The organism is Amycolatopsis sp. NPDC004772 (genome assembly GCF_053601215.1).
The window spans coordinates 23,621-35,640 of record NZ_JBSGBK010000086.1 but is presented as its reverse complement, the minus strand read 5'-3'; the positions used below and the strand labels follow the sequence as shown (position 1 = coordinate 35,640).

The window sequence follows — 12,020 nt, the reverse complement described above, 5'->3', positions numbered from 1 at the left end:
CTCCGGGGTCGCGTGGGCTTGTTACAACAGGCTCCAACCCCCCCCACCCCCCCCTCACGACCGGGTGGCGATCAAGTGAGCGCGAGCGCCACCTCGTCCGAACCGAGGATGCCCCGGCGGAGGTTCTGCACCCGCTCGGACGGCTCCAGGCCCAGTTCCCCGTGCAGCGCGTGCCGCAGGCGCTCGAAGACCTCCAGCGCTTCCACCCGGCGGTCCACGCGGTGCAGCGAGAACATCAGGTACTCGTGGAAACGCTCGTGGTACGGGTGCTGGTGCACGAGCATCGACAGTTCACTGACCAGCTCCCGATGCCGGCCCAGGCGCAGCTCGCTTTCGATCCGCAGTTCCCGGGCGGCCACCCGGCGCTGCTCCAGCCGGGTGATCTCCGATCTGAGCGGCAGCCCGTGGTCGATCTCCGGCAGCACCGGGCCGGTCCACAGCTTTTCCGCCCGCCGCAGCAGTTCGACGGCCCGCTCGTCGTCGCCGCCGGCCGCGGCGCGCTCGCCCGCGGTGGCCAGGCCGAGGTATTCGTGGAGGTCGAAGAAGCAGTCCGCGAGCTGGAACCGGTAGCCCTCGCTGCGCGTCACCAGCACCTCGGTGCGCACGTGGGCGGGCGGCAGGTGCAGCTCGCGGGCGAGCCGGCGGCGCAGGTTGAGGATGTAGGTCTGCAGCGCGGTGCGCGCCCGCCGGGGCGGCTCGGCCGGCCACAGTTCGTCGATCAGCTGGTGCACCGGGACGACGCGCGCGTAGTTGAACAGCAGAAGGGCGAGCACTTCACGTTCTTTGGGTGCGCTGGGCGCGGCTTCGCTGCGATGTCGCCCACGGATGGACAAGTTGCCCAGGATCGTGATGGTGGTGCGGTCCCCCATGTTTTCTCCTTCGCAGGAAAATGTTCTGCACATCGAATGCGGAAGAGTTGTCTTCCGAATTGCCGGACACATTCGGAGCGCATCCCCGGAGCGCCCGTCCGTCAACAACCCCCGAACCCGTATTGTACACCGTCCACCTCCCACCAAACGCGATTAATCGAAATCGGCGAAACGGCCGGAAACTGTGAAAAACAGCGGATTCGACACAATCACCGAGCGGATCTCGTGGTGGGCGCCCCGATTCAACGCGGATTCGACCGGCCGATGCCGAGCGTCACGGGGTGGGCATACGGATGGCGGAATGCCGGGCCGGCATTCCGCCATCCGGGTCAGTCCACCGCCGACGGTGCGACACCTGCGGAAGCGGGCGCAAGGCGCACGAACGCCGAGACTCCGGCGGCGAGCAGGTCCGCGGCGGTGACCACGAGCCGGCTCATCGCGACGACCGCCACGACGGCGGACGTCGACGGCCCGGGGAGCGCGGCGGTCAGCGCCAACCCCAGCACGGCCTCCCGCGCCCCGAGCCCGGCGGGCAGCACGACCACCAGCACGCCGGCGACCGACGCGAGCGCGAACCCGCCGGCGAGCACCGCCGCCCCGGGCAGCCCGCCCGCCGGCAGCCCCTGCGTGAGCACGACCAGGTGCAACCCGGCGAGCAGCCACCCGGCCGCCATCAGGCCCAGCGCGCCGAAGACCGCGCGCGGCCCGGGGAGCGTCACGGTCTTTCCCGTGCGGCGCCGGACGATCGCGGCGGCCAGCCGGGTCAGCTGCGGGGCGCCGATGACCAGCAAGCCGCCCGCGAACATCGGCACGACCACCCACCACACCGGCTGGACCGCGGCCAGCGCGGGCACCGCCACCAAGCCGACCGCGAGGCCGGCGACCGTGGACACGAGCACGCTCGCGAGGAACGCGCTGGCCAGCAATCCGGGCGGTTCACGCAGCTTGCGCGCGAGATCGGCGTGCGCGACCGCGGGCCACAACCCACCGGGCAGGTAGCGGCCCAGCCCGGCGACGAAGTACACCTTCGCCGCGACCGGTGTCGCCAGCCGGCAGCCGAACGCCGCGAGCAGCGCCCGCCACCCCGCCATGCCCAGCCACGCGCCCGCCGCCGCGATCGCGACCGCGGCGGCGAACCGGCCCCAGCCCAGCGACGTCACGACTCCGGCGACGTCGCCGCGGTGGGTGAACAGCTGGTACCCCAGGAACCCGAGCACCGCCACGTAGAGGCCGGCCCGCACCACGGCGAAGACCTTGCGCCGGGTCACCGCCCACCGGCCAGCGAGATCCGGGTCCGCTGCAGGTCGTGGTCCGACAGGCCGGACGGGTCGTCGAACCGGTAGTCGTGCACGCGCACGCCCGGCGTGGTCAACGTCCAGTCCAGCCGCCACAGCGGCGCCGACGCCGGCCAGGAGCCCGGGTAGAGCGACGAGCTCGCCCGGCCGGCGTCCACGAGCGTGTCCCGCAGGCCGTCGAGGTCGCCCATCGCCGGGCTGGTGTTGAAGTCGCCCGCGACGAGCAGCGGGTTCGGGTTCGCGGCGACGTCCTCGGCGAGCCCGGCCAGCTGGGCCTTGCGCAGGCCGTCGCGCGTGTGGACGTAGCTGTAGAAGCCCTGGCTCAGCGGATTCCGGGTGACGTCGACCTGCACCGGCAGGTGCACGTTGTACACGGTCAGGACCGACGAACCCACCTGCAGGTCGGTCCGCAGCACCTTCGCGCTCTCGAACACGTCGAGGTAGGACGCTCCGTCGGGCAGGCCGCGGTCCGGGCCCACCCGCGGCTGGGCGAGCACCGGGTAGCGCGACAACGTCAGCAGCTCGCCCCGCGCCACGAGGTGGTAGCCCGGGAACTCCGCGCGCAGCCGGGCGAGGTCGTCCGCGTCCCGGGCGCCGTCGGTCCCGACCTGGTCGACGTATTCCTGCAGCAGGTAGATGTCGGCCGGGTGGGCGTGCAGGTAGGCGTAGAACCGGGCCGGGTCGTCGGTCTGGTCCCAGTACTCGGTGTTCCAGGCGACGACGGTCGGGGCGCCGGCCGGCGCCGCTTCCTCGCCGCCGATCGCCGCCACGTTGACCCCGCTGCGCCCCGCGCCGGCCACCAGCGCGGCCATGGCCAGCACCAGCACCAGCCGGAACGCCGTCTTCGGCACCCGCCTTCGCAACAACCGCGGCACCGCGAGGCCGAGCGCGACCACCGCCGGGCAGACCAGGAAAGCCAGCGGTGGCAGCAGGCCGGGCAGCAGCCACACCCACCCGTCGCCGGTGAACAGCACGTAGGCCAGGGTGAACAGCAGCCAGGCCGCGGCGAGCCCGACCAGCACCCGGGTCGCGGCGCACCAGCGGGCCGGCCGCGGCGGGAGCGGCTGCTCCGGCTCTTCCAGGGTCTCGGCCGTCATGCCGGTGCCTCGTCGTAGATCCGCCGGAACCGCGGGGACAGCACCCACTGCGCCGCGCCGGTCAGCACCCCGGCCGCGATGGCGACGTTGGAGACCAGGTTGGTGCCGACGAAGAAGAGCCCGAAGCCGAAGCCGCGGCGGCGCGCGACGAACCGGTACATCGCCCCGTCGGCGGCGATCGACCCCAGCAGCAGGCCGGCCGGCACGACCGTCCACAGTGGTCCGGCGAGCACCGGCAGCGGCAGGGTCAGGGCCGCGCCCAGCGCGGCCAGGCTGCCGGCCGCGCGGGCGGGCGACTCCGGTCCCTTGCCGAGCTTCTGGCCGCCCGCGAACAGCGGCACCCGCAGCAGCGACCGGGTGAACACCTTGCTCAACAGCACCTTCAGCTTGTCGTCGTGGTCGTGCCGGCCGCGCACCGCGGAGGTGAGCCGGAGTTCGTAGTCCCGGCCCAGCCGCGCACCGTAGTCGGCGTCCTCGGTGTGCCGCAACTTCGCGTTGAACGGCCCGACCGCGGCGAACACCTCGGCCCGCATGGCCATCATCGCCGGGTAGATCCCGGAGATCGGGCCCTCGCAGGCGACCTGGACGTAGTGCAGCTGGAGGCTGCGGTAGCGCTCGACCGCGCCGTCGTCGATCAGCGGGTCGGCGTCGTAGATGCCGCACACCGCGCCGATCCGCTCGTCGGACCGCAGCAGGGTGACCGCGTTCAGGACCGCGTCCGGCGCGAGGCCGACGTCGGAGTCGAGGAAGAAGAACACCTCCCCGGTGGCGGCTTCCGCGCCGACGTTCCGGGCGCCGGCGCAACCCATGTTGACCGGCGTGTGCACCACCTTGGCGCCGAAGGACTGCGCCACCGCGACCGAGTCGTCGGTGCTGCCGTCGTCGACGACGATCACCTCCAGGCGCGGGTACGCCTGCTCGGCCAGCGCGGCCAGGCAGAGCCGCAGGGAGCGTTCGTAGTTGTAGTTGGGGATGATCACCGATACCAGCGGGGTCCGCTCGATCATGGGAGTTCTCCGTCGATCCGTCCGGGGTGGGCGTGCGTGGCGAGCACGTCAGAACAGGGCCTTCACCAGGCTCAGCGCGCCCTGGTTCCACGGGTCGCGCGAGGTGCGGCCGGTGTCGGCGGACGGCTTGCGGGACGGCCGGCGCTGGGTGCACCACCAGCGGTAGGTGTCCAGGATGGCCTGCCGGTTGGACACCCGCGGGACGAACCCGAGGTGCTCGCGGGCCTTGTCGATGCTGACGTAGGAGTCGGCCATCAGCTTGTGCAGCAACCGGCCGTAGACCGGCGACATCTTGTACCGCTGCAGCGTCCGGAGCACGGCCAGCGCCGGCCGGGCCGGCAGCGACACGACCCGCTTACCGTGGCCGGCCGCGTCGAGCACGCACTGGAAGTCCTCGCGGATCGTGCCGAAGTCGGCGGCGCCGAGGTTGTAGGTGTCGTTGGCGACCGCCGCGTCCGCGCCGAGGGTGGTGACGACCGCGTCGACCAGGTCGTCGACGCCGAACATCTGGATCCGCACGTCACCGCGGCCGAGGACGGGGAAGTTGTGGCCTTCGGCGGCCCACTCGAAGAGCATGGCGAACAGGCCCATCCGGCCCGGCCCGAGGAACGTCTTGGGCCGCAGCATCGCCACGCACAGCCCGTCGCTGCGGAAGGCTTCGCAGACCTCCTCGGCGGCCGCCTTGGCCCGGCTGTAGGAATCGACCGGGCGGCGCGGGTACGACTCGGGCGTCGGGACGACGTCCGGCAGGCCGTAGACGGCGGTCGAGGAGATGTGCACCACCCGCGGCACCGCGCGGTCCCGGCTCGCCCGCAGCACGTTGCGGGTGCCGTCGACGATCACCGAGCGGATCTCGTCGTCGCGGTAGCTGGGCAGCGCGGCCGCGCAGTGCACGACGGCGTCGACGTCGGCGACGGTCCGGTCGAGCAGCGCGGCATCGCGGATGTCGCCGCGGACCTCGGTGACCCCGGCCCGGGGTTCCCGCGGCGGGTTCAGGTCCAGGCCGACGACCTCGGCGCCGTCGGCCCGCAGCCGCCGGACGAGGTTGCCGCCCAGCATCCCGCTGCTGCCGGTGACCAGGACCCGGGTCACCACTGGGCCCTCACGCGGTCCTTGACGAACTTGCCGAGCAGCCGCGGCAGGCCCTTGGCGAGGGTCTTGCCCAGCGCGTCGAGGAACAGCTCGATCTCCTCGCGGCCGACCACCAGCGACGGCGCGACCACCAGTGGCGTGTCGCCGTTGGGGCTGAAGTACGTCAGGATCCCGTGCTCGCGGTAGAGCTCGCTGATCACCGCGCTGGTCACGAGCTTCGTGCGGAACTTCGGGTCCTTGGCGAACCCGGACGGCGCGAGCCGGGCGGCCATGCTGAGGATGGCGGGCCCGTTGTCGAGGAAGACGCCGAACAGCGAGCCGGTGCCGGTCACCCGCGTGATCGTGTCGGGGAACTCCTTCTGCAGCCGTTCCAGGCCGGTGCCGAGCACCGCTTCGATCTCGCGCGCCCGGCGCGGAAAGTCCTCCTCCACCACGATGTTGACGGCCTCGATGGCGGTCGCGGTCTCTTCGCCGAAGCCGTAGTAGGTGGTGGTGTGCAGGATGACGTCGCCGAGCCGGTCGTAGGCCTGGCGGAACAGCGGCTCGCGCACGGTGTAGCCGGAGATCGACGCCTTGCCGCCGCCGAAGGACTTCGAGTAGGTCAGGATGTCGGGCACCAGGCCTTCGTGGCGCATGAAGTAGAAGAGGCTGCCGGTCTTGCCCCAGCCGGTGTAGATCTCGTCGAAGATCAGCACGATGTCTTCCGCGGTGCAGAGCTCGCGCAGTTCGCGCAGCGCTTCTTCGCTCCAGTGCCGCATGGTGGAGGCGCTGAACGGCTCGACGAGGAGCGCGTAGACGTCGGAGGTCCCGTCGGCCCGGCGGTGCGTGGCCACCAGTTCGCGGACGGCTTCGACGTCCCCGAACGGGTAGGAGACGTTCGGGATGCCGGGGAACTCGAAGCTGTTCTCCCGGGAGCCGGTCAGGCTTCCGGTGGCCAGCAGCTTGCCGTGGAAGCTGATGTCCGAGCGCAGGATCGTGTTCCGCTTGCCCTCGTGGTACTTGTAAGCGAGTTTGACCGCGCCTTCGTTGGCCTCGGCCCCGGAATTGGGGAAGTAGGAGATGTTCAGGTCACCCGGCAGCACTTGCGCGACATTGTGGCTGAGCGCAGCGACATACGGCGAAAAGAACGCTTTGTGCACCTCCATCCGGTGCAGGTCCTGGAACCGCTTTCTCGCCGCGAGGATGCGCGGGTGGTTGTGGCCGTGGTTGAGGACGCCGACCGCGCCGGTGAAGTCGAGGATGCGCTCACCGTCCCGGGTCGTGATCCACACCCCGTCCGCGCTTTCCACGAGCCGTTTGCCGAAACCGAACGTGGACAGCAGCGAGACCTGGGAGCGGCTCACGTGGTCCCGGTAAAGGCCCTGCAATTGCTTGACTGTCAGGGATTCGCATTCTTCGACGGAGATCAGGCTGGCCATCATGCTCCTCGTGACGATTTTCCGGCCGACTCCGATGAAAACTACGGCAGAGCCGTCACGCGCCGCTTCAGCCGACAGTCTGAGATGTCCCCTGTCTCGTTCTCCGCCAAACGAATGAGATGGCCGGACACCGAGGTGCCCGGCCATCGAAAACGCTTTCTCACGCCGACGTCAGCCGGGCGTCCCCCTGGTCGGCGAACCGCTGCACGGGCAGGTGCACGATGCCCGACCGGTAGGCCAGCGCGACCGCCTGCGTGCGGTCCCGGACCCGCAGCTTCTGCAGCAGGTGGTAGATGTGCGACTTGATCGTGCTGGTCTGCACGACCATGGCGGCCGCGATCTCGGCCGTCGTCATCCCCTGCGAGATGTACTGCAGGACGTCCCGTTCCCGCTGGGTGAGCTGGTCGAACACGGCCGGCCGCGGCCGGTCGCGCACGAGCGTGTCGAGCAGCTTCCCGGCGACCGCGGGCGGCAGGCTGGCGTGCCCGGCGGCCACCACGCGCGCGGCGGCCGCCACTTCGTGCGCGCCGCTCGAGCGGCACACGAACCCCCGCACGCGCGACGAGAGCAGCCGGGCCACGCGGTCGCCGTCCGCCGAGTCGCCGATGAGCAGCACCGGCACGGCGAGGTCGGTCAGCGCGGCTTCGTCGGCTCGGCCGAGCAGGTCGACGGCGAGCACGACGGCCGACGGCGACACCGCGCGCACCACGGCTCTGAGCGAGGCGAGCGACTCGACCTCCGCCGACACGTGCAGCGCCGGGTCCTGCTCCAGCTTCCGTCTCGTTTCGGCCCGGTTCAGCGGCCACTGCTCGGCCAGCAGCACCTCGGTCACCGGTTCCGCCGGGCGGTGTTCGCGCTCGAATCCCACTTCGCTCCCCAGTCGCACAAGTCCTGCTTCCGATGGCCGCCAGCGTGTGGACCGGCGCTCAAGGAAGGATCAAGGACCACTGCACGAGGCCGCCTTCGAACCCGGGAACCACGTGCGCCGGCCCCGCGCCGGAGAGCGGCGCGGGGCCGGTGGGCGGGGTCAGCAGGAAACGGCTCCGTCGTACCGGGCGAGGCCGCTTCGCCACGACGTCATCCAGCCGCCGTTCGCCTCGAGTTTCGTGCACGGGCTGTCCGAGGCGAACGCCCAGAGGATCTTGGCGTGGATGACGTAGCTGCAGTTGTTGATCACCCAGGCGTCCTGCCCGGAGTGGTCGTAGTCGGCGCAGCCGGGCAGCGTCCCGGTCACCCCGAACGCGGTCACGACCTGCCCGGAGGACGCGTCACCGCCCGCGGTCGCGGCAGCTCCCGTCCCGGCCGTCGACACCATGATCCCGCCCGCCGCGGCGAGGACCCCCGCGGCCGAGGCGATCTTTTTCACCAGCATTGCTCCCCCTTTTTCTCGGTGATGGGACCGGCCCGACGCAGCCTGGCAGGGCCGGCCGTCCCGGAGAGGGAGTTTCGAACACGCTCGAAGCTGTCTTCGTCTTCCTCGCGTGATCGCTCACGGACCGCTCGGCAACGGCCCATAACGCGCCCGGGGCGCCTGGCTCACCCAAGCCCAGAACCGATCACCGTACGACCAGTGCCACCACCGAGCCGGGTAGTTCACCAACCCCGCCGCCACCAACGCGGGCACCAGCAACTCCCCCACCCGCCCCTGCGGCGGCCCGACCGGATCCGCGCAACACGCCGGCACCGGCTTCACCACTTCGTCCACTTCGGACAGTGTGAGGTCCACGGCACCACCCGTCGGGTGCGGCGCGGCGGCGGACTCGGCCGCCGGGCAGGCGCACGCCGGGTCGGGGCACGGCCGATCGGGCGGGCGGTAGCCGGCGACGATGAGCAGGCGGACGTCGCGGGGCAGGAGGCTCTGAGCCGTCACCAGGCGGTCGACCAGGCCGTAACGGAGGTACGCCGTCCCCGCCACCCGCAGCGGGGCCGACGTCCGGACGTCGACGAGCTCCTCGCCGCTGTCGCGGATCGGGATGCGGGCCAGGCGGGGGTCGGAAAGCAGCACTTCTTCTGGGGGCACCGGCCCACCGTCGCCCACCCGGCTGCAGAAACCCTGGAATCGGATTACAGCGCCGTGAGCTCGCCGTATTCGCGGGACCCGTAGGCGCGGAACGTCTCGATCGCCTCGGCCAGCGCGGCCTTCGCCGCGGTGTGGTCGCCCCGGGCCTCCTCCAGCTGGGCGATGTCGCGCAGGGTGCGAGCGCCGAACAGGAACGCCTCCTGTTCGCGGAACGCCTCGAGCGCGCCGGTGAGCCAGCCGCCCGCCTCGGCGAACCGGCCGGCGGCCAGGTCCAGCTCGCCGAGGGTGCGCATGACCATCGCCTCGCCCCAGCGGTCCCCTTCCGCCCGGTGGGCGTCGAGCGCCGTCTCCAGTGGTTGCCTGGCCTCGGCCAGGCGGCCCATCCGGAGGTGGGTCTTGGCCAGCCCGCGCAGGCAGAACGACACCAGCTTGGGGTCGCCGAGCCGGCGGAACAGCGCCAGCGCGCGGGTGAACGTCTCCTCGGCCTCGGTGAGCCGGCCGCGGCCGAGGTGGGTCAGGCCGATCGTGCGTAGCGTCAGCGCTTCCCCGCGTTCGCTGCCGGCCCGGCGGTAGGCCGCCAAGGCCGCCGCCAGCGCGCGATCGGCGGCCGCGAAGTCGCCGCGTTCCAGGTGCACCGAGCCGGTCAGCCGCTCGCAGTGGCCGGTCGCGCGCTCGTCGTCCAGGCTCCGGCACACCGCGGCCGCCTGGGCCAGGAAGTGCCCCGCTTCGGGGAGGTAGCCCTGGTCGCGGCAGGCCAGCCCGAGCGCGGTCAGCGCGCCCGCCTCCCCCCGCGGGTCCTGCAGGTCGCGGAACCGCTCGACGGCGTCGGTGAAGGACCGGCGGGCGTCGGCGAAGCGGTCCTGCTCGTACCGGAGCTGGCCGAGCTGGGCCAGCAGGATCGCTTCGCCGCGGGTGTTGCCGGCCGCGCGGGCGGCGGCGAGCGCGGCGCCGTGCGCGCGGTCCCACAGGTCCAGGACGCTGTTGAGGGGATAGCTCGACGAGCAGAGCACCGACGCGATCGCGACGGCCGGCTCGTCGAGGCCCGCCTCGGCCGCCCGCTCCACGGCGAGCACCAGCGACGCCTGCTCGATGTCGAGCCAGCCGCGGGGATCGGTCAGCGCGGTGCCCAGCACCTCGGGGTCGACCGGGGCGGCTTCGGCCGTCGTCAGGGGAATCGCCCCGGACGTGACGTGGTCGGCGATGTGGTTGCGCAGCCGGTCGAGGACCGCGGTCCAGCCACCGGACACGCGGGCGGTCGAGGCCACCAGGTCGGCGTGGGGCTCGTGCCGTTCGGCCTCCTCGCGCGCGTAGATGCGGACCAGGTCGTGCAGCCGATAGCGGACCTGGCCGGTGTCGTCGACGAAGGTGTAGTCGACCAGGTGCGTGTCGACGAGGTGCTCGACGACCTGCTCGGCCGTGCCGAGGTCGGTGTCGAGCGCGGCCGCCACCACCCAGGACCGGAAGTCGGCCAGCCCCAGGTACCCGAGCCGGCGCAACGCGGTCCGGGCGGCGGGTTCCAGGTTCCGGACGCTCAGCTCGATGCTCGCGCGGATCTGCTGGTCACCGGCGCACAGCTCGGTGAGGCGGCGCCGCTCGTCGGTCAGCCGGGTCGCGAGCAGGCGTGCCGTCCACTGCCGGCGGGTGGCCAGCCGCGCGCCCGCGACCCGGACCGCGAGCGGCAGGTTGCCGCAGCAGGCCACGATGTCCGCGGCGGCCTCGGGTGCGGCGTCGATCCGATCGGCCCCGGCGATGCGGGACAGCAGGGCGGTCGCCTCCCCCGCGGAGAGCAGGCCGACCTCGACGAGGTGCGCGCCGGCGAGGCCGCCCAGCCGGTGGCGCGAGGTCAGCAGGACCGAGCAGGTGCCGGACCCGGGCAGCAGCGGACGCACCTGCTGCTCGTTCGCGGCGTCGTCGAGGACGATCAGCACGCGGTGGCCGGCCAGCGCGGTGCGGTAGGCGTCCATGCGCTCGTCCGGGTCGTCCGGGATCGCGGTCCGGTGGGGCTGCAGGGCCCGCAGGAAGCGGCCGAGCACCTCGGTCGGTGACGCCGGGGTGCCGGTGGTGCCCCGCAGATCGACGTGCAGCTGCCCGTCCGGGTAAGCCGCGGACACCCGGTGCGCCACGTGCACGGCCAGCGCCGACTTGCCGACCCCGCCCGGGCCGAGCAGGGCCGCGATCGCCGGGCCGCTCCGGCCGCCGGTCAGCACCCCGGTCAGCTCGCCGACCAGGTCGTCCCGGCCGGTGAAATCGGCCGCGTCGGGCGGCAGCTGTTTCGGCACGGCCGCGCGCGGTTCGGCGGGGGACGGCGGGACGGGCTCGGGTCGAGCGGGCGGCACGGGCCGGGCGGGCGGCTCGGCGGGCGGGCCGAGCAGGTCCGGGTCCGACCGCAGGATGGCTTCGTGCAGCCGGGTCAGCTCCACGCCCGGTTCGATGCCCAGCTCGTCGATGAGGACCTCGCGGCCCTGCCGGAAGACGGCGAGGGCGTCGGCGGCCCGGTCCGCGCGGTACAGGGCGAGCATGAGCTGGCCGCGCAGCGACGCCCGGGTCGGGTGCTGCCCGACCAGCACGGTGAGCTCGCCGATCAGTTCGTCCGTGCGGCCCAGGGCCAGGTCGGCGGCGATGCGAGCTTCGATGATCGCGAGCCGCTGCTCGTCGAGGCGGGCGGCCTCGCCCGCCAGGATGCGGCTGCGCACCCCGCCGAGCGCGGGCCCGCGCCACAACGCGTCGGCGGCTCGGAACGCGTTCGACGCCTCGCGGTACCGCCCGTCCGCCGCGGCGGAACGTCCTTCCGCCGTGAAGGTCTCGAAGCGGTGCCGGTCGAGGCTCTCGGCGCCGAACCGCGCCAGGTAGCCCGGCGCCACGGTGCGGACGATCTCCAGGCCGGCGTCGCCGAGCGCCCGGCGCAGCGTGGACACGTAGGTCTGGATCAGCGCCCGCGCGGTGGGCGGCGGCTCGTCGTCCCAGATGATGTCGACGAGGCGGTCCGCGGCGATGACCCGCCCCGGCTCGAGCAGCAACGCGGCCAGCAACGTGCGGATCTTCGTGCCCCCCAAGGCCACCGCACCGGTCTCGCCGGCGGCCTCGACCGGTCCGAGCAGCCGGAACTCCATCCCCGCCCCTGAATGTCTCCCCCGAGATGTCCTGGCGGACCCTACGCCCGGCGGCGACGCCAGAGAACCGCTGTATGGCGGTTCCCGGCGGATTTGCAGAGAACCTGCAGCA

10 protein-coding genes are annotated in these 12,020 nt (G+C 72.5%); all 10 read right to left on the bottom strand.

Annotated features, from left to right (window positions below):
• Positions 1 to 71 precede the first annotated feature (71 nt).
• On the bottom strand, positions 72 to 869 hold the full coding sequence (locus ACWEF6_RS35050) for an AfsR/SARP family transcriptional regulator (RefSeq protein ID WP_449686864.1): 798 nt from the start codon (positions 867 to 869) through the stop codon (positions 72 to 74).
• 329 nt (positions 870 to 1,198) lie between these two features.
• Complete coding sequence (locus tag ACWEF6_RS35045; RefSeq protein WP_449686862.1) at positions 1,199 to 2,137, bottom strand: hypothetical protein; 939 nt, start codon at positions 2,135 to 2,137, stop codon at positions 1,199 to 1,201.
• Complete coding sequence (locus tag ACWEF6_RS35040; protein WP_449686861.1) at positions 2,134 to 3,261, bottom strand: endonuclease/exonuclease/phosphatase family protein; 1,128 nt, start codon at positions 3,259 to 3,261, stop codon at positions 2,134 to 2,136. Before ACWEF6_RS35040 ends, ACWEF6_RS35045 begins: the two co-directional genes overlap by 4 nt.
• Positions 3,258 to 4,268, bottom strand: coding sequence for a glycosyltransferase family 2 protein (locus ACWEF6_RS35035; protein ID WP_449686860.1), 1,011 nt, complete (start codon positions 4,266 to 4,268; stop codon positions 3,258 to 3,260). Before ACWEF6_RS35035 ends, ACWEF6_RS35040 begins: the two co-directional genes overlap by 4 nt.
• 48 nt (positions 4,269 to 4,316) lie before the next feature.
• Complete coding sequence (locus tag ACWEF6_RS35030) at positions 4,317 to 5,360, bottom strand: NAD-dependent epimerase/dehydratase family protein (protein ID WP_449686859.1); 1,044 nt, start codon at positions 5,358 to 5,360, stop codon at positions 4,317 to 4,319.
• Entirely contained in the window at positions 5,357 to 6,703 is a 1,347-nt protein-coding gene (locus ACWEF6_RS35025) for an aspartate aminotransferase family protein (protein WP_449686858.1), read from the bottom strand. Before ACWEF6_RS35025 ends, ACWEF6_RS35030 begins: the two co-directional genes overlap by 4 nt.
• A gap of 235 nt (positions 6,704 to 6,938) precedes the next feature.
• Entirely contained in the window at positions 6,939 to 7,646 is a 708-nt protein-coding gene (locus ACWEF6_RS35020; RefSeq protein ID WP_449686857.1) for a response regulator transcription factor, read from the bottom strand.
• A gap of 159 nt (positions 7,647 to 7,805) precedes the next feature.
• Positions 7,806 to 8,150, bottom strand: coding sequence for a hypothetical protein (locus ACWEF6_RS35015; RefSeq protein ID WP_449686856.1), 345 nt, complete (start codon positions 8,148 to 8,150; stop codon positions 7,806 to 7,808).
• Between the two features lie 117 nt (positions 8,151 to 8,267).
• Entirely contained in the window at positions 8,268 to 8,798 is a 531-nt protein-coding gene (locus tag ACWEF6_RS35010; protein WP_449686855.1) for a hypothetical protein, read from the bottom strand.
• A gap of 44 nt (positions 8,799 to 8,842) precedes the next feature.
• Positions 8,843 to 11,908 carry an AfsR/SARP family transcriptional regulator gene (locus ACWEF6_RS35005; RefSeq protein ID WP_449686854.1) on the bottom strand — a complete coding sequence of 1,022 codons (3,066 nt, stop codon included), beginning with the start codon at positions 11,906 to 11,908 and terminating at the stop codon, positions 8,843 to 8,845.
• Between the last annotated feature and the right edge of the window lie 112 nt (positions 11,909 to 12,020).